The 17229-nt window shown below is 71.7% G+C and carries 19 protein-coding genes; 13 read left to right on the top strand and 6 right to left on the bottom strand.

Translation table 11 applies throughout. The annotated features are described in order from the left end of the window. Positions 1 to 42: 42 nt before the first annotated feature. From ACQPXG_RS16305 to ACQPXG_RS16330, 6 genes are all read left to right on the top strand, one after another. On the top strand, positions 43 to 636 hold the full coding sequence (locus ACQPXG_RS16305; protein WP_433468528.1) for a riboflavin synthase: 594 nt from the start codon (positions 43 to 45) through the stop codon (positions 634 to 636). After that, a complete protein-coding gene (pnuC, locus tag ACQPXG_RS16310) occupies positions 633 to 1274 on the top strand; it encodes a nicotinamide riboside transporter PnuC (RefSeq protein WP_433468529.1) in 642 nt (213 codons plus the stop codon). The genes ACQPXG_RS16305 and pnuC overlap by 4 nt, the downstream gene beginning before the upstream one ends. After that, complete coding sequence (locus tag ACQPXG_RS16315) at positions 1271 to 2527, top strand: bifunctional 3,4-dihydroxy-2-butanone-4-phosphate synthase/GTP cyclohydrolase II (protein ID WP_433468530.1); 1257 nt, start codon at positions 1271 to 1273, stop codon at positions 2525 to 2527. The genes pnuC and ACQPXG_RS16315 overlap by 4 nt, the downstream gene beginning before the upstream one ends. Further along, positions 2524 to 3036 carry a 6,7-dimethyl-8-ribityllumazine synthase gene (gene ribH, locus ACQPXG_RS16320; RefSeq protein WP_433468531.1) on the top strand — a complete coding sequence of 171 codons (513 nt, stop codon included), beginning with the start codon at positions 2524 to 2526 and terminating at the stop codon, positions 3034 to 3036. The genes ACQPXG_RS16315 and ribH overlap by 4 nt, the downstream gene beginning before the upstream one ends. Before the next feature lie 65 nt (positions 3037 to 3101). Next, positions 3102 to 3977, top strand: coding sequence for an ATP phosphoribosyltransferase (gene hisG, locus ACQPXG_RS16325; protein ID WP_433468532.1), 876 nt, complete (start codon positions 3102 to 3104; stop codon positions 3975 to 3977). Continuing rightward, positions 3970 to 4416, top strand: a complete 447-nt coding sequence (locus tag ACQPXG_RS16330; RefSeq protein ID WP_433468533.1) for a PH domain-containing protein — start codon at positions 3970 to 3972, stop codon at positions 4414 to 4416. Before hisG ends, ACQPXG_RS16330 begins: the two co-directional genes overlap by 8 nt. 19 nt (positions 4417 to 4435) lie before the next feature. On the opposite strand, the gene ACQPXG_RS16335 is transcribed toward ACQPXG_RS16330, so the two are convergent. The 3 genes from ACQPXG_RS16335 to ACQPXG_RS16345 are packed head-to-tail and all read right to left on the bottom strand — an operon-like array spanning position 4436 to position 7289. Further along, on the bottom strand, positions 4436 to 5263 hold the full coding sequence (locus ACQPXG_RS16335; RefSeq protein ID WP_433468534.1) for an ATP-binding cassette domain-containing protein: 828 nt from the start codon (positions 5261 to 5263) through the stop codon (positions 4436 to 4438). Further along, positions 5260 to 6258, bottom strand: coding sequence for an ABC transporter permease (locus ACQPXG_RS16340; RefSeq protein WP_433468535.1), 999 nt, complete (start codon positions 6256 to 6258; stop codon positions 5260 to 5262). Before ACQPXG_RS16340 ends, ACQPXG_RS16335 begins: the two co-directional genes overlap by 4 nt. Positions 6259 to 6266: 8 nt before the next feature. Further along, positions 6267 to 7289 (bottom strand): sugar ABC transporter substrate-binding protein, encoded by a 1023-nt coding sequence (locus ACQPXG_RS16345; protein WP_433468536.1) that lies wholly within the window; start codon positions 7287 to 7289, stop codon positions 6267 to 6269. A 138-nt stretch (positions 7290 to 7427) separates the two neighbouring features. Between ACQPXG_RS16345 and ACQPXG_RS16350 the strand changes: the two genes are divergently transcribed. Together ACQPXG_RS16350 and ACQPXG_RS16355 are read left to right on the top strand one after the other, a co-directional pair. Then, a complete protein-coding gene (locus tag ACQPXG_RS16350; protein ID WP_433468537.1) occupies positions 7428 to 8477 on the top strand; it encodes a LacI family DNA-binding transcriptional regulator in 1050 nt (349 codons plus the stop codon). Next, a complete protein-coding gene (locus ACQPXG_RS16355; RefSeq protein ID WP_433468538.1) occupies positions 8474 to 9475 on the top strand; it encodes a carbohydrate kinase family protein in 1002 nt (333 codons plus the stop codon). The genes ACQPXG_RS16350 and ACQPXG_RS16355 overlap by 4 nt, the downstream gene beginning before the upstream one ends. Before the next feature lie 15 nt (positions 9476 to 9490). Here ACQPXG_RS16355 and ACQPXG_RS16360 read toward each other — a convergent pair whose 3' ends face one another. Further along, positions 9491 to 10129: a hypothetical protein gene (locus ACQPXG_RS16360; protein WP_433468539.1), complete on the bottom strand. Its 639-nt coding sequence runs from the start codon at positions 10127 to 10129 to the stop codon at positions 9491 to 9493. A gap of 107 nt (positions 10130 to 10236) precedes the next feature. On the opposite strand from ACQPXG_RS16360, the gene ACQPXG_RS16365 reads away from it, so the two are divergent. After that, positions 10237 to 11520, top strand: coding sequence for an RNA-guided endonuclease InsQ/TnpB family protein (locus ACQPXG_RS16365; protein WP_433468540.1), 1284 nt, complete (start codon positions 10237 to 10239; stop codon positions 11518 to 11520). 39 nt (positions 11521 to 11559) lie between these two features. Here the strand turns inward: ACQPXG_RS16365 and ACQPXG_RS16370 are convergent, their stop codons facing one another. Next, entirely contained in the window at positions 11560 to 12822 is a 1263-nt protein-coding gene (locus ACQPXG_RS16370; protein WP_433468541.1) for a sulfite oxidase, read from the bottom strand. A 116-nt stretch (positions 12823 to 12938) separates the two neighbouring features. Here ACQPXG_RS16370 and ACQPXG_RS16375 point away from each other — a divergent pair, with 116 nt between their 5' ends. The 4 genes from ACQPXG_RS16375 to ACQPXG_RS16390 are packed head-to-tail and all read left to right on the top strand — an operon-like array spanning position 12939 to position 16719. Beyond that, a complete protein-coding gene (locus ACQPXG_RS16375; RefSeq protein ID WP_433468542.1) occupies positions 12939 to 13841 on the top strand; it encodes an AAA family ATPase in 903 nt (300 codons plus the stop codon). Positions 13842 to 13844: 3 nt separating this feature from the next. Next, on the top strand, positions 13845 to 14990 hold the full coding sequence (locus ACQPXG_RS16380; RefSeq protein ID WP_433468543.1) for a vWA domain-containing protein: 1146 nt from the start codon (positions 13845 to 13847) through the stop codon (positions 14988 to 14990). After that, complete coding sequence (locus ACQPXG_RS16385) at positions 14983 to 16107, top strand: XdhC family protein (protein ID WP_433468544.1); 1125 nt, start codon at positions 14983 to 14985, stop codon at positions 16105 to 16107. Before ACQPXG_RS16380 ends, ACQPXG_RS16385 begins: the two co-directional genes overlap by 8 nt. Before the next feature lie 18 nt (positions 16108 to 16125). Beyond that, complete coding sequence (locus ACQPXG_RS16390) at positions 16126 to 16719, top strand: nucleotidyltransferase family protein (RefSeq protein WP_433468545.1); 594 nt, start codon at positions 16126 to 16128, stop codon at positions 16717 to 16719. On the opposite strand, the gene ACQPXG_RS16395 is transcribed toward ACQPXG_RS16390, so the two are convergent. Next, positions 16697 to 17167: a MarR family winged helix-turn-helix transcriptional regulator gene (locus ACQPXG_RS16395; RefSeq protein ID WP_433468546.1), complete on the bottom strand. Its 471-nt coding sequence runs from the start codon at positions 17165 to 17167 to the stop codon at positions 16697 to 16699. The two genes, ACQPXG_RS16390 and ACQPXG_RS16395, sit on opposite strands and share 23 nt — an antisense overlap. Positions 17168 to 17229 lie beyond the last annotated feature (62 nt).

Below are 17229 nucleotides of genomic sequence, written 5' to 3' on the forward strand. Positions count from 1 at the left end.
GTCGGTACGTCCCCCGGAGCCTTGAAAAGGGAGGCCCGGGAGATGTTCACCGGCATCGTCGAGGAGCTCGGCGAGATCGTCGCGATCGACCCCCAGGGGGACTCGGTCGCACTCACGGTCCGCGGACCGCTCGTCACCGAGGACGCCGTCCACGGCGCGTCGATCGCGGTCAACGGCGTCTGTCTCACCGTGGTGGACGTCAAGGACGGGATCTTCACCGCCGACGCCATCAAGGAGACCCTCGACAAGTCCAGCCTCGGCGCGCTGGAACCCGGCTCCAAGGTCAACCTGGAACGGCCCGTGCGGCTCTCCGACCGGCTCGGCGGGCATCTGGTCCAGGGGCACGTGGACGGCGTCGGTGAGATCGTCTCCCGCGAGCCGGGGGAGCGGTGGGACGTGGTCACGGTGTCCCTGCCCCCGGAACTGAGCCGCTACCTGGTCGACAAGGGCTCCATCACCGTGGACGGCATCAGCCTCACGGTCGTGGAGGCCGGCACCGACCGGTTCAGCGTGGCCCTCATACCGACGACACTCGCCCTCACCACGCTCGGCCACAAGAAGCCCGGCGACCCGGTGAACCTCGAAGTCGACGTCGTCGCCAAGTACGTCGAGCGCATGCTGGGTGACCGGTCGTGAACTGGCTGAACGCGAGCTTCCAGGTCTTCGGCGAGCACATCCTGTGGACCGACCTCGTCGGCAACGTGCTCTCGCTCGCCGTCGTCTGGCTCGCCATGCGCAAGACCCTCTGGACGTGGCCCGTCCAGCTCGTCGGCGCTCTCCTGCTGCTGGCCGCGTCGCTGCACGCGCACGCCCCGGGGAACGCCCTCAAGCAGGTGCTGTTCTGCGGTCTCGCGTTCTACGGATGGGCCATGTGGACGCGTGGACGGCGAGACGGCGGCGGCCTCGTCGTCCGGCAGGCGACCCTCAAGGAACGCGCCGTGCTGATCGGCGCCCTCCTCATCGGGACGGCGGTGGTCGCCGAACTGTTCGTCCACCTCGACTGGCTCAAGGTCGCCTGGTCGCCGTGGGCGAACGCGTACATCTTCGTCGGCAGCGCGGTCGCGACGTTCGCGCAGAGCCGCGCGCTGGTCGACTTCTGGATCGTCTGGGTGCTCGTCGACCTGGTGGGAGTGCCGCTGGCGCTCAAGTCCGGGCTGTACGTCTCCGGCGCGGTCTACGGGATCTTCTTCGTGATGGTGATGGCCGGGTTCAGGAACTGGCTCCGGGAATCCAGGGGCGTGCGCGCCCCGAAGCAGAAGGCGGTGACCGCATGAGCGGCAACGACACAGTGTTCGACGGCACGGGGACCGACGGCACGGGGATCTTCGACTCCATCGAGTCGGCGGTCGAGGACATCGCGGCCGGACGCGCCGTCGTGGTCGTCGACGACGAGGACCGCGAGAACGAGGGCGACATCATCTTCGCGGCGTCGAAGGCGACGCCCGAGCTGCTGACGTTCACGATCCGCTACACGAGCGGCGTCATCTGCGTCCCGATGGAGGGCGCCGACCTCGACCGGCTGCAGATCCCGCTGATGACGGCGCAGAACACCGAGCGGATGCGCACCGCGTACACGGTCAGCGTGGACGCTCGCCTGGGCGTCGACACCGGCATCTCCGCCGCCGACCGGGCCAAGACGATCCGCACGCTGTGCGACTCGGCGTCCGAGCCGCGCGACCTGGTCCGGCCCGGCCACATCTTCCCGCTCCGCTACCGGGACGGCGGCGTCCTGCGGCGGCGCGGCCACACCGAGGCCGCCGTCGACCTCGCGCGGCTCGCCGGGCTCGCCCCGGCCGGCGTCCTCGCCGAAGTGGTGAACGAGGACGGCACCATGGCGCGCCTGCCCGAACTCCAGATCTTCGCCAAGGAGCACGGGCTCAAGCTCATCTCCATCGAACAACTCGCCGAGTACCGCAGGCGCACCGAGGCGATGGTCACCCGTGTCGTCGAGACCCGCCTGCCCAACCGGTTCGGGACGTGGCGCGCGGTCGGCTTCTCCAGTGCCATCGACGGCGGCGAGCACATCGCGCTGGTGCTCGGGGACATCGGCGACGGTGAGGACGTCCTGGTCCGGGCGCACTCGGAATGCCTCACCGGTGACGTCCTGCACTCCGAGCGCTGCGACTGCGGGACCCAGCTGGACGCCGCCATGGAGAGCATCGCCGAAGAGGGCCGCGGCATCGTCCTGTACCTGCGCGGACACGAGGGCCGCGGTATCGGCCTGCTCGCCAAGCTCCAGGCGTACGCGCTCCAGGACAACGGGTCCGACACCGTCGACGCCAACCTGGAGCTCGGGCTGCCCGCCGACGCGCGCGAGTACTCCAACGCCGCGCACATGCTGCGTGAGCTGGGCGTACGCTCGGTGCGGGTGCTCACCAACAACCCGGACAAGCTGAAGGGCCTGGACGGGTTCGGCGTGGAGGTGCGGGGACGCGAGTCCATGCCCGTCATCGTCACCGAGCACAACCGGCGCTATCTGACGGTCAAGCGCGACCGTCTCGGACACCAGATCGAGGGGATCTCATGAGCGGCGCGGGGCGCCCCGAGGACATCACCGTCGACGCCGCCGGGCTCACGCTCGGCGTCGTCTGCACCCGCTGGCACGAGCCGGTCACGGACCGGCTGCTGGACCGCGCGCTCGCCGCGGCGAAGGCGTGCGGCATCGACGAGCCCGTCGTGGTCCGCGTCGCCGGCGCGCTGGAACTGCCCGTGGTCGCCCAGCAGATGGCCCGCGACCTCGACGCGGTCGTCTGCCTCGGCGCGGTCATCCGGGGCGCGACCGCCCATTTCGACTACGTGTGCGACTCCGTGACCGCCGGTGTGACCCGTGTCGCGCTCGACGAGTCGACTCCGGTGGGCAACGGCGTCCTCACGTGTGACACCATTGAGCAGGCGCTGGAACGCAGCGGGCTGCCTGGCAGCTCCGAGGACAAGGGATGGGAGGCGACTGTGGCCGCACTCGACACGGCACTGACCCTGCGAGGTCTGCGGCATCACGGTCACGCCGGGCACGGCATGGAGCATCTGGGCTCCTAGGCAGGGAGCATCTGGGCTCCCGAAGCACCCGGTATCCGTACGTCACCCATCCGAAAGGCAATTCCGTGCTGTCACTCGTCCTGCCCAAGGGGTCGCTGGAGAAGGCGACCATGCAGCTGTTCGACGCCGCGGACCTCACCGTCCAGCGGGCGTCGGACCGCGACTACCGCGCCTCCATCGACGACCCCCGCATCGACCGGGTCCGCGTCCTGCGCCCGCAGGAGATCCCGACCTACCTCGAACAGGGGCTCTTCGACCTCGGCATCACCGGCCGTGACTGGATCACGGAGACCGACTCCGACGTGGTCGGCCTCGGCGAGCTGAAGTACTCCAAGGCGACGTCCAACCCCGTCCGGGTGATCATGGCGGTGCCGGACGGCGCGCCCTGGCGGACGGTGTCCGACCTGCCGGAGGGCGTCCGGATCTCCACCGAGTTCCCGGCGATGACCAAGCGGTTCCTCGACAAGCACGGCGTGAAGGCCACGGTCGTCCCGTCCTACGGCGCGACCGAGGCGAAGGTGCCCGACATCGTGGACGCGATCGTCGACCTCACCGAGACCGGCTCGTCGCTGCGCAAGAACGGCCTGCGCATCCTCGACACGCTCCTGACCAGCTACACCGAGCTGGTCGCGAACCGCGAGGCCTACGAGGACGCGGAGAAGCGGGCCGCGATGGAGGACATCGCCCTTCTTCTGCAGGGCGTGATCCGCGCGCGCGGCAAGGTGCTGCTGAAGCTCAACGTCGCGCAGGCCGACCTGCGGAACGTCCTGGACATCATGCCCGCCATGGCGTCGCCCACGGTCACCTCGCTGGCCGGCGGCGAGTCGAACGCCGTGGAGTCGGTGGTCGCCAAGCGCGGCGTCAACACGCTGATCCCGGCGCTGAAGGCGGCCGGCGCGCACGACATCCTCGAAATCCCCATCGCGAAGATCGTTGACTGAGACTCCGGCGCTGCCGGCCGTGTGGCGTCCCCGCACCACCCGGCTCGTCGCCTACCTCACGGCGGGCGTGATCGTGCTCGGCATGGTCGTGCTCGCCGTGGTGGTGGCGCCGCAGTTCAAGCTGTTCGACCGGATCCTGATGATCGCGTTCGGCGCGTTCATCGCGTGGATCCTGCACATGCTGGCCCGCTGCCGCGTCGCCGCCGACGAGGCCGGCCTCACGGTCGTCAACGCGTTCCGCACCCGCCGCCTCGAATGGCCCGAGGTCGTCGACGTCTCGATGAGCGTCGGCGAGCCCTGGCCCACCCTCGACCTGGCCGACGGCACCTCCATCGGCGCGATGGGCATCAACGGCGCCGAGAAGACCCTCGCCGCCCGCCAGGTCGCCGAGCTCCGGACCCTCCTGCGCGCCCGGGGCGAGACCCCCGAACCCGTCTGACGCCTCCGGCGCGCCCGGGTCACCCGTCGTCGGCGCGGATGCCGGCGGCGGAGGCGGCGGCCTCGTCGACGACCACGGCGCCCTCCTTCTCACCGAGGCGGAGCGCGCCGGTCATGACGGCGACGACCTCGGACATCGAGTGGTCGGACGGTTTGATCAGCGCCTCCCGGCGGCCGAGCCGCTGGATGTGGATCCGGTCGGCGATCTCGAAGACGTGCGGCATGTTGTGGCTGATCAGCACGACCGGGAGGCCGCGGTCGCGGATGCGGCCGATCAGCTCCAGCACCTGGCCCGACTCCTTGACGCCCAGGGCGGCGGTGGGCTCGTCCAGGACGATGACGTGCCGGGCCCACGCGGCGGCGCGGGCGACGGCGACGCCCTGCCGCTGGCCGCCCGACAGCGACTCCAGCGGCTGGGTGATCGACTGGATGCCGATCTTCAGCTCGGCCAGGTGCCGGGCGGCCTCGGCGCGCATCCGGGGCTTGTCGAGCAGCCGGAACGCCGCGCCGAGGGGGCCGCGGCGGCGGATCTCCCGGCCGAGGAACAGGTTCGTGGCGATGTCCAGGGCGGGCGCCACGGCGAGGTCCTGGTAGACGGTCTCGATGCCCTTCCGGCGGGCGTCCAGGGGGCCGTGGAACCGGATGGGGACGCCGTCCAGCGAGATCTCGCCCGCGTCCGGCTGGACGGCCCCGGTGAGCGCCTTGATCAGGGACGACTTGCCCGCGCCGTTGTCGCCGATGACGGCGAGGACCTCGCCGGGCAGCAGGTCGAAGTCGCAGCCGTCCAGCGCCGTCACCTGCCCGTAGCGTTTGACCAGGCCGCGGGCGGACATGACGGTTTCGCTCATCGGGTCCTCCTGCGGGAGAGCTGGTCGACGGTCACGGCGAGGATGACCAGGACGCCGGTGATGAGGATCTGGTAGATCGACCGTACGCCCATGAGCTGAAGCCCGTTGCGGATCACTCCCACGATGAGGGCGCCGATGAGCGTGCCGATCACCGAGCCGCGGCCGCCGAACAGGCTCGTGCCGCCGAGCACGACCGCGGTGATGCTGTCGAGGTTGTCGGTCTGGCCGGCCTTCGGGTCGCCGACGGCGGTGCGGGCGACGAGCAGGAGCGCCGCGATCCCGTAGACGGTGCCGGCCAGGGCGTACACGCCGAGCAGGAGCCGCTTGGTGGGGATGCCGGTGAGCCGAGCCGACTCGGGCGCGTTGCCCGTCGCGTGGACGTGCCGTCCCCACGCCGTCTGGCCGAGCAGGTAGGCGAACAGCAGGAACAGCGCGATGGCGAGGACGGAGCCGTAGGTCACGTCGGTGCGGCCGAGCGGGAACGTCTCGCCGAGGAAGGTGAGGGACGAGGGCAGCCCCGTGACCGTCTCCTCGTTGGAGTAGATGTGGGTCAGCGCGAAGGCCACGTTCAGCATGCCGAGCGTGACGATGAACGGCGGCAGCGAGATCCGGGTGACGAGCATGCCGTTCGCCAGCCCGAACGCCGTGCAGACGAGGATGCCGAGCAGGATCGCGACGAGCGGCGGCACGGTCCCGTCCACCGCGAGCTTGGTCATCACGATCCCGCCGAACGCCATGATCGCGCCGTTGGACAGGTCGATGCCCGCGGTGAGGATGATCAGCGTCTGGCCGATCGCGAGGGTGCCGACGACCATCACCTGCTGGATGATCAGCGAGATGTTCCCGCCGGTGAGGAAGGTGTCGGTGCGGATCGCGAAGAACGCGGAGGCCAGCAGGAGGGCGGCCAGCGGGCCGACGGTGGAGCCGGACAGCAGGCCGCGCCACGCGGGTGGCGCCCCGGTGGCCGGTGCCGCCGTGGTGGTTGTCGTGGTCATGGACGCTGTTACCCCCAGCAGTTGGCGAGGCCGAAGGCGGTGCCCTTGGACTGCACGCCCGTCTCGGCCTTGTCGGTGATCAGAGTGACGCCGGTGTCGGTGTAGCCGCTCGCCTTCTTGCCGTTCTTGGCGAACTGGACGACGGCGTCGACGCCCTGCTGCGCCATCTTCAGCGGGTACTGCTGGGAGGTCGCGGCGATCTGGCCGCTCTTGACGGCGCGGACACCGGTGCAGCCGCCGTCGACGGAGACGATGAGGGTGTCCTTGTCACGTCCCTTGGCCTTGAGCGCGTTGTACGCGCCGAGCGCCGCCGGCTCGTTGATGGTGTAGACGAGATTGATGTCGGGCGCCTTCTGGAGGCAGTTCTCCATCGCGGTCTGCCCCTTGGCCTGGTCGCCCTGGGTGTCCTGCGAGCAGACGACGGACGGGTCGCCCTCCTTGATGCCGTAGCCCTGCAGGAAACCGTCGTGGCGGAGCTTGCCGACCGTGATGCCCGGCGCCAGGTCCAGCGTGGCGATCTTGGCGGGCTTGCCCTTCATCGCGGCCTTGGCGTAGGCGCCGATCAGCTGCCCCGCCTTGAGGTTGTCGGTGGCGAAGAGCGCGTCCGTGCCGGACTGCGGGTCGGTGGGGGTGTCGAGGGCGATGACGAGGATGTCCTTGGCCTTCGCCCGCTCCAGCGCCGGGACGATCGCCTTGGTGTCGTTCGGGGTGATCAGGATGCCCTTCACCCCGGCCGCGATCATGTTCTCGATCGCCGTCACCTGGCTCTCGTTGTCGCCGTCGAACTTGCCGGCGGCGGTCATCAGGGTGGCGCCGTCGGCCGCGGCCTGCTTCTCGGCGCCCTGCTTCATCTTCACGAAGAACGGGTTGGTCTCGGTCTTGGTGATCAGCCCGATCTTGACCTTGCCGCCGGAGCCGGAGTCGGCGCCGGCGCCCGAGCCGCAGCCGGCGAGGGCGAGCGCGGTCAGTACGGTCAGGGCCAGCGCCGCCGGGCGGGTGCGGCGCCGGAGGGCGGGTGTCGTCACGGCCATGGGGGCCTCCTCGGGGGGTCCCGGCGTTCGCCGGTTACCGGTAAGGGGTTACATCCGGGATGCGTAGGCGTTATCTTGCGGAACGCGAAAGCGTTTGCGCAAGCGTTTGCGCCGAAGATTTTCCGAGGAGGGGGCCGAATGGCGACGATGGCCGATGTCGCCCGGGTGGCCGGGGTCTCGGTCTCCACGGTGTCGCACGTCATCAACGGGACGCGCTTCGTCAAGGAGGAGACCCGGCAGGTGGTGATGGACGCCATCCACGCGACCGGCTACACCCACAACACCATCGCCAAGTCCCTGGTCAGCGGCAGCACCCACACGATCGGGCTGGCGATCTCCGCGATCACCAACTTCTACTTCGCCGACATCGTGTCGGCGATCGAGACGGAGGCCGGGAAGGCCGGGTACACGCTGCTGCTGGCCGACACCCACGACGACCCGGGCGCCGAGCTCGCCGTCGTGGAGGCCCTGCACCAGCGCAGGGTGGACGGGGTGCTGCTCGCCACGAGCGGGGGCCCGCGGGGACGCCCGCTCGGCTACCTGGCCGAGCTCGGCGTCCCCGCGGTGCTGGTGGACCGCTGCGCCTCGGATCGCTTCGACCAGGTCGGCGTCGCCAACGTCGAGCCGACGGCCCTGCTCACCGCGCATCTCGCGGGACTCGGGCACGGGCGGATCGCGATGATCTCCGGGCGGACCGGCCTGCGCACCAGCGACGAGCGCGCCGAAGGGTACCGGACGGGCCTCGCACGGGCCGGGCTCGACCTCGACGAGCGGCTCACGGTGTCGGGCTGGTCGAACGCGGAGGACGCCGACACGGCGGTGGGCCGGCTGCTGGCGCTGGCGGACCCGCCGACGGCGTTCGTCGTCGCGAACAACCACATGACGATCGGCGCCATGCGGGCGTTCGGGCGGCTCGGCGTCCGGGTGCCGGAGGACGTCGCGCTGGTCTCCTTCGACGACTTCGAGTGGGCCGAGCACTTCCGGCCGCGGCTGACCACCATGGCGCAGCCGATCCACGAGATCGGCGCCCGCGCCGTCCGGATGCTCCTGGACCGGATCGGCGATCCGCGGCGCACGCCGGAGACGGTGCGGCTCGACCCGTCCTTCCGGCACCGGGAGTCCTGCGGGTGCCCGCCGGAGCCGGTTTCGCGGCGCGGCGTCCCGATCGGAGATGATGAACGACCATGAACCACATCGCGGTGATCGGCGAGGCGGTGGCCGACGCCTTCCTGCCCGGGGCGGGGGGCGCGGGCGAGGGGCTGCGCCTGGACGTGCGGCCCGGCGGCGGCCCGGCCAACACCGCCGTCGCCCTCGCCCGCCTCGGCACGCCGACGCGCTTCCTCGGCAGGCTGAACGGCGGGCCGTTCGGGCGGATGCTGCGGCGTCACCTGGTCGCGTCCGGCGTGGACGTGTCCGGGGCGGTCGAGGCGCCGGAGAACGCCACGCTCGCCGTCACCGCGGTCGGTCCGGACGGGCAGGCGGCCTACGACTTCTACGCCGAGGGCACGGCCGACTGGCAATGGACCGGGGACGAGCTGGAGGCGCGGATCCCGCACGGCGCCTGCGCCGTGCACACCGGGTCCCTGGCGCTTGTCACCGACCCCGGCGGCCCTCTCATCGAGGACCTGCTGGAGCGGATGCGGCCGCACGCCACGATCTCGGTCGACCCGAACGTGCGGCCGGGCATCGTCCCGTCCGCGACGTACCGGGAACGGCTCGCGCGGTGGACGAGGCAGGCCGACGTCCTCCGGCTGAGCGACGACGACCTGCGCGAGCTCGTCCCGGGCGGGTCGTTCGAGGAGGTCGCCAAGGCCTGGCACGCGGACGGCGTGGCGCTCGTGGTGCTGACCCTCGGCGCGGGCGGCGCGGTCGCCTCGCTGCGCGGGCGGCCGGTCGAGGTGCCCGCCGTCGCCGTCAGGGCAGTGGACACCGTCGGGGCGGGCGACGCGTTCATGGCCGGGATGCTGCACGCCCTCGGCCTCGCCGGGCGGCTCGGCGGCCGGCTGGACGATCTGGACGCCGAGGACGTGCGGGCCGCGCTCGGGTTCGCGGCCCGGGTCGCCGCCGAGACCGTCCGGGTGCCCGGCGCGGACCCGCCCTGGGCGCACCGGCTGCCGGCGGACGTCCTGGATCCGGTCCTGGGGCGTGCCCCGGCCGGCGCCGATCGCGACCCGGCCGGGGCGTAGCACCGCGCCCGCACCTCACAGCGCGGTGAAGACGGTGACCGTCCCGGCGCCGATGAGGGCGACGGCCCAGACGCGGTCGAGGTCGAACCAGGTGCGCCGGAGGACCGCAAGGCCGACGATCTCGTACACGAGCACCGCGATCACGCCCGCCACGGCGAACATCGAGAGGGTGTGCACGGCGGTGACGAAGATCCCGGTCGACAGGGCGCTTCCGGAGGACGACGCCAGGCCGTGGTCGTGGCGCGCCGGGGCCGTCCCGGACGAGGTGAGGATGGGCAGGAGCATGAGGCCCGCCCCGTGCATCGACGACATCAGGAACGACCAGCCGGCGAGCTGCCACAGCGAGATCCGCATGCCGACCCAGCGGAAGTGGCGCCGCGACAGCAGCCGCCAGAGCCCGAACCCGGCGAGCACGACGCCCCCGCCGATCGCGACCGCCTGGCTCGTGACGACGGAGCTGGTGAGCGCGATGAGCACGGCGACGGCCCCGACGGACGCGGCGTGGCCCGCGGCGATGGCCGGGAGGGACTGCAGCACGAGGGCGCGGCTGCGCTCCTGGAGGCCGCGGGCCACCGCGAACAGCCAGCCCATGGCGGGGTTGAGGCCGTGGAACGCGCCGAGCGCCACAAGGGCGGCGAGCGATCCGTCGTTCATTCAGCACCTTCAACCTGGAGGGTCCGAAAATCCGGGTGGACGGGGGGACGCGCACCATCCTCGGCGTTCTCCCTACGCGGACGCGGGATCGCTGTAGTTTCATTGTCGTGAGGACGGCCTTCAAATGCCGGGCTTATCCGGACGCAGAGCAGGCGGTGATGCTGAACCGCACGTTTGGTTGTGTGCGGCTTGTGTGGAACAAAACCCTCGCCGAGCGACATTCCAGATATCGCGCCGAAGGCAGGCAGACGTCGTATAAGCAGACCGATGCGGCGTTGACCGTCTGGAAGAAGACCCCCGAGTTGCTGTTCTTGAACGAGGTGTCTTCCGTGCCGCTGCAGCAAACGCTGCGGCATCAGCACGCCGCGTTCACCAACTTCTTCGCCGGACGTGCCCGTTACCCGCGCTATAAATCGCGTTCCGGACGCCAATCCGCGCATTACACGCGCTCGGCGTTCCGGATGCGAGATGGCCGGTTGTGGCTGGCCAAGACCGCAGGGCCGCTGAAGGTGGTGTGGTCGTGGCCAGACGTGGACCTGGCTGTCCTGAGGCCGACCATGGTGATCGTGTCGCGTGAGCCGGACGGCCGCTGGTTCATCACCCTCGTGGTGGACGAGGAGGATTCTGCCCCCGCTGTGCCCACCGGCGAGATGGTGGGTGTGGACCTGGGCTTGAAGGATTTCGCGGTCACCAGCGATGACGACCGCATTGCCCATCCCAGGCACATGCAGCGCCATGAGCGGCGACTCAGGCGTTACCAGCGGATGATGGCCCGCAAGATCAAGGGCTCGCGGAACCGCCAGAAGGCCAGGCGGAAGCTCGCGCGACGGCATGCTCGTGTGCGCGACGCCCGCCACGATTTCTTGCACAAGACCACCACGGAGCTTGTTCGTCGCTACGACGTGATCGTCATCGAGGACTTGAACGTGTCCGGCATGGTCCGCAACTCTCGTTTGGCGCGGGTGATCTCCTGCAGTGGGTGGGCGGAGTTCCGGTCGATGCTGGAGAACAAGGCCGCTCGGTTTGGGCGCCGAGTGGTCGTTATCGACCGCTGGTATCCGTCCTCTAAAACGTGTGGCGCATGCGGGCATCTGCTTGCGCACCTTGATTTGGGCACGCGTCAATGGGTGTGCCCAGACTGCGGCGCCCGGCACGACCGGGACATCAACGCCGCCAAGAACATTCTGGCCGCCGGGCTGGCGGTGACAGCCTGTGGAGCGGGCGCAAGACCAAAGGGCGAGACCCCGAGGCAGCTCGCATCGAAGCAGGAAACCCGACCCGTGAGGGAAGGCGGCCACGCCCGGTCAGGGCGTCGGCGGAGGCCAACGGTAGCAGTAGAGTCCGCGAGCTTCTCGGGTGGCGCGGAGGCGGCGTCGCGCGGGGAGGCGTAGAAGGTCGGGTCTGGCTTCCACAGTGCCATGGGGGTCCTCTCAGACGATCGTGACCGGGTGCCGTACGACGGCGCCGAAGAGATAGCCGAGCGTGTTGTAGGGGACGGTCGGGGGCTGGGACGCGCCGGTCTCGTCGGTGGCCCGCGCCAGGAGCTCGTACCGTCCGCGGCGCTCCGGACGCCACGGGAACTCCCAGCGGACCCACCCGCGCGGGTTCGGGTGATGGTCGAGCGGGCGCGCGCGGTGCCACGTCCGGCCGCCGTCCACGCTGACCTCGGTGTGCCGGATCCGCCCGTTGCCCGACCAGGACCGGCCGTGCAGGAGCTGCGGGCGTGCCGGCAGTGCGGTGTCCCAGGGCAGCTCGAACGCGGACTTGACGTTCATCCGGGTCAGCGGCGCGGTCCCCTCCTCCGGATAGGAAGGCCCGAACAGGCGGTAGTAGCGGGTGTTCCACGGCGAGAACAGCGGCTCGTCCGCCACCTGGATGTCGCCGAGCCACTTGATGGACGCGATGCCCACCCACGACGGCACGACCAGGCGGACGGGGTGGCCGTGGTCGGGCGGCAGGGGTGCGCCGTTCATCTCGTAGGCGAGCAGGACGTCCTTCATGGCCTTCGCCACGGGAAGGGGACGCCGCACGCGGCCGAGATTCTCGCCCTTGTCCACGTAGTCAGCGTCCAGCCCGCGCGGCAGGATGTCCACGGCCTGACGGGTTATACCTGCGCGCCTCAGGACGGCCGACAGGCGGACCCCGCGCCATTGGGCCACGCCCACCGCGCCCAGCCTCCACGGAGTACCTGACACCTCCTGCCCCTGCTGGGACGCATAGAACCCGCGTCCGTTCCCGGTGCACTCGATGAACGACGTGATGGTCTCCGCGGGGAATCGACGGAGGTCCGCGTACGAGAACTCGATGGGCCGGTCCTCGGCGGGGGATTCGCGCAGACCCGTCCCCCACAGCCTGAGCCGCCATGTGCGCGCGTCGATGAGCGGCGTGGCCACGTGGTTGCGGACGAAGAACCGGTCGGCAGGGGTGAGGTATCCCTGGCCGCGCATGGCCTCCCAGCGCATCTCGGCGTTGGTGCCGTGCTCGATGAACAACTCCGGCGGCAGCGGCTTCACGATTCCGGTCGCGGCCGACGCCGGATCCGGGCCGAAGGCGGCGGTCAGCCCGGCGCCGAGCCCGGCGGTCAGCCCCGCGCCCGCCGACATCCGCAGCAGCCCCCGCCGGGACGGGGAGCGGACGCTCTCGTAGGTCGCTTCGTCGGTCAGGTCGGCTTCGTCCTGCTCACCGGGTCGCATGCCACCGATGCTGCGCAGCAGGCGATCAAAAGTCAACTTTCCATACCTTTTTACCAGGAAAAAGGTATGGGGAGGAGGCGTGCGCGTTCCGTCCCGGGCTGAGTAGCCTGTGAGCCGTGGGGGAGGCGGCGTCGATGACCGTGGACCGGGTCGGATCGCCCGCGGAGCTCGCGGGCCTGCTCGACCGGCATGCCTACCTGTGCGACGAGGGTCTCGCGACGGCGTGCTTCCTCGCGCTGCGGATGGGGCGGCCGCTGTTCCTGGAGGGCGAGGCCGGCGTCGGGAAGACCGAGCTGGCCAAGACGCTCGCGCGCGGGCTCGGCGCGCCGCTGATCCGGTTGCAGTGCTACGAGGGCCTGGACGCCTCCCAGGCGCTGTACGACTGGGACTTCCCGCGCCAGCTCCTGCATCTGCGGGCCGCGGAGGCGGCGGGCGTCAGCGACGTGTCGCGCCTGGAGGGCGAGCTCTACGACCGGCGGTTCCTGCTGGCCCGGCCGCTGCTCCAGGCGCTGGAGACGTCGCCGAGCGTGCTCCTGGTGGACGAGCTGGACCGCGCCGACGACGAGTTCGAGGCGTTCCTGCTGGAGGTGCTCAGCGACTTCACCATCACGGTGCCGGAGCTCGGGACGATCCGCGCGGAGCGGCCCCCGGTGGTCGTGGTCACGTCCAACCGCACGCGGGAGGTGCACGACGCGCTGAAGCGGCGCTGCCTGTACCACTGGCTGGAGCATCCGTCGTTCGACCGCGAGGTCGCGATCATCAGGCGGCGGTTGCCGGACGCCGCCGAACGGCTCGCCGGCCAGGTCGCCCGCGCCGCGCAGCGGATGCGCGCGACCGACCTGCTGAAGCCGCCCGGCGTGGCGGAGACGCTCGACTGGACGGAGGCGCTCGTCGCCCTCGGCGTCCGCGAGCTGGACCCGGGGACGGCGGCGGTGACGCTGGGCGCCGTGCTCAAGTACCGCGAGGACCAGCAGCGCGTGCTCGGCGGCGGGCTAGAGGCCCTGCTCAACGGGGGATGAGCCGTGGAGCGGGACGTCACCGAGACGATGGTCGGCTTCGCCAGGACGGTGCGCGCGGCGGGCGGGGCGGCCGATCCCGAGCGCGTCCAGGCGATGCTGGCGGCGCTCGACCATCTCGACGTCCTCGACCCGAACGAGGTGTACTGGGCGGGACGGCTGACGCTGTGCGCCGACCCCGACGACCTCGACCGGTACGACCGGTGCTTCGCCGCGTACTTCTCCGGCGCGACGGTCCGGCCGGGGCGGCGGACGCCGCCCGTGGTCGTCCGCCGGATGGCGGTGCCCGACCAGGGCGCGCAGGGCGGCGACGGGGAGGCCGGGGAGATGAAGGCGGCCGCGGCCAGCGAGATCGAGGTGCTCCGCGACCGGGACGTGGCACGGCTGAGCGCCGCCGAGCGCGCCGAGGTCGCGCGGCTCATCGCGGTGCTGGACGCGGGTGCCGAGCGGCGCCGGTCCCGGCGGTTCGCGCCCGCGTCGGGCGGGCGCCTCGATCCCGCGCGGACGGTCCGGGAGACGCTGCGGCGGGGCGGTGAGACGTCGTTGCTGCGGCACCGCGCGCACCGCACCCGGCCGCGCCGGGTGGTCCTCATCGTGGACGTCAGCGGGTCGATGAGCCCGTACGCGGACGCGCTGCTCCGGTTCGCGCACGCCGCGGCCCGGTCCGGCGGGCGGGACGTCGAGGTCTTCAGCGCCGGGACGCGCCTCACCCGCCTCACCCGCGAACTGCGGCACCGCGATCCGGACGCGGCGATGGCTGCGGCGTCCGAGAGCATCCCGGACTGGAGCGGCGGCACGCGGCTCGGCGAGGAGCTGAAGGAGTTCCTCGACCGGTTCGGGCAGCGCGGGCTGGCCCGCGGCGCGGTCGTGGTGATCGCGTCGGACGGCTGGGAGCGCGGCGACGCCGGGCTGCTCGGCGAGCAGATGGCGCGGCTGCACCGGCTCGCGCACCGGGTCGTGTGGGCGAACCCGCACAAGGCGCGTCCCGGGTACGAGCCGCTGACCGCCGGGATGGCGGCGGCGCTGCCGCACGTGGACGACTTCACGTCCGGGCACAGCCTCGGGGCCATGGAGGAGCTCGCGCGGCTGGTGGCCGGGAACAGGTTGGCCGGGAACAGGTTGGCAGGGAACAAGGGGAGGGCGCATGCGTGACGTTCTCGGGGACATCGCCGGCTGGTACGCCTCCGGTGAGACGTTCGGTCTGGCGACCGTCGTGAACACCTTCCGCAGCGCGCCGCGGCCGCCGGGCGCGGCGATGGCGGTGTCGCCCGGCGGGGAGGTGGCGGGCAGCGTGTCCGGCGGCTGCGTCGAGGGCGCCGTCTACGAGCTGGCGCAGTCGGTGCTGGAGAGCGGGGAGCCCGTCGTCCAGCGGTACGGGGTGAGCGACGACGACGCGTTCGCCGTCGGCCTGACCTGCGGCGGCATCCTGGACGTGCTGGTCGAGCCGGTCGGGCCCGGCACGTTCCCCGAGTTCGCGGAGGTCGCCGCGGCGATCGAGGCGCACGAGCCCGTCGCGGTCGCCACCATCGTCGCCGGGCCCGGGAGGATCGGCGCCCGCCGCGTCGTCTGGAGCGACCGCGCGTCCGGGTCCCTCGCGCCCGGGGCCCCGCACGCCGCCCGGCTCGACGCGGCGGTGGACGACGACGCGCGCGGCATGCTCGCCCAGGGCCTCACCGGTCAGCGCCACTACGGCCCCGAGGGCGAGCGGCGGCTGGACGACCTGACCGTCTTCGTGCACTCGTTCGCCCCGCCGCCGCGCCTGCTGGTGTTCGGCGCGATCGACTTCGCGGCGGCCGTCGCGCGGATCGGCAAGTTCCTCGGCTACCACGTGACGGTGTGCGACGCGCGGCCCGTGTTCGCGACGCCCAAGCGGTTCCCCGACGCGGACGAGGTCGTGGTGAAGTGGCCGCACAAGTTCCTGGACGAGACGCGCGCCGTGATCGACGAGCGGACGGCGATCTGCGTCCTGACCCACGACCCCAAGTTCGACGTGCCGCTGCTGGAGGTGGCGCTGCGCACGGACGCCGGCTACGTCGGCGCGATGGGCTCGCGCCGCACCCATGACGACCGTCTGGCGCGGCTGCGGGAGGCGGGCCTGTCCGAGGCCGAGCTGGGACGGCTGCGCTCGCCGATCGGCCTCGACCTCGGTGCCCGCACGCCGGAGGAGACGGCGGTGTCGATCGCGGCGGAGCTCGTGCAGCTCCGCTGGGGCGGGTCCGGGCGCCCGCTCACCGACACCAGCGGCCGGATCCACGCCGACGCGACCTGAGCGGACTACCCTCGCTGGATGACGTTGCACGGAGCGGACACCCCGGCGGGCCTGCTGCTCGCGGCGGGGGAGGGCAGCCGCCTCGGGCGCCCGAAGGCGACGCTGGAGCTGGACGGCGAGCGCCTCGTCGACCGGGGCGTGCGGATGCTGCGGGACGGGGGCTGCTCCCCGGTCGTGGTGGTGGCGGGGGCCGCGCAGATCGAGGTCATCGGTGCCGTCGTCGTCCCGAACCCGGACTGGCGGGACGGCATGGGCTCCTCCCTGCGCGCCGGCCTCGCCGCCCTGCCGCCCGCCTGCCCGGCCGTGGTGGTCGCGCTCGTCGACCAGCCCCTCGTGACGCCGGCCGCCGTCGGACGGCTCGTCGCCGCGTACGAGGCGGGCGCCGGGATCGCCGTCGCGACCTACGGGGGAGCGCCGCGCAATCCCGTGCTGCTGAGCGCGGAGCATTTCGCGGGCGTCGCCGAGGCGGCGGTCGGCGACCAGGGGGCGCGCGGTTACCTGCGCGCCCACCCGGAGCTGGTCACGCCCGTGCCCTGCGACGACGTCGCCGCCCCCGACGACATCGACACCCCCGAGGACATGGCCGCCTTCAACCGCCGCGAGCGTCGGTGACGGCGCGCTCGTAGGCGAGCAGCGTGCCGATGAACATCTTGCGCTGCTCCGGTGTGAGCGGCTCCAGGGCGGTGCGCCAGGCGCCCGCGCCCTGACCGAGCCACCCGTTGATCGCGGGGAGGTGCTCGTCCGCGACGCTGACGATGGTGCGGCGCCGGTCGGCGGGGTCCTCGCGGCGCTCCAGGATGCCCTGGCGGCTGAGGTCGCCCACCATGAGGCTCACCGTCGCGGGCGCGACCTCCAGCCGGCGGGCCAGCGCGTTCACCGTCATCGGCCCGTCGAACAGCAGGTAGGCGAGCAGCGACAGGTGCCGCGGCGCGAGGTCGAAGGACGACAGCTCGGCGGGCACCCTGATCCGCTTGGCCGCCGAGACGAGCCGGGGCATCAGCAGCAGCATCGTCCGGATGCCGTCGTCGACGTCCGGGCCCGCGCTCTCATCGGTTGACATTGCCTGCACATCCAAAATAGCTTTGCACTGCAAAAGACTTTGCTTCCAAAGCAAAATATTCG

It is taken from the genome of Spirillospora sp. CA-128828 (assembly GCF_050945415.1).
In the GTDB taxonomy this organism is placed as follows: Bacteria; Actinomycetota; Actinomycetes; order Streptosporangiales; family Streptosporangiaceae; genus Spirillospora.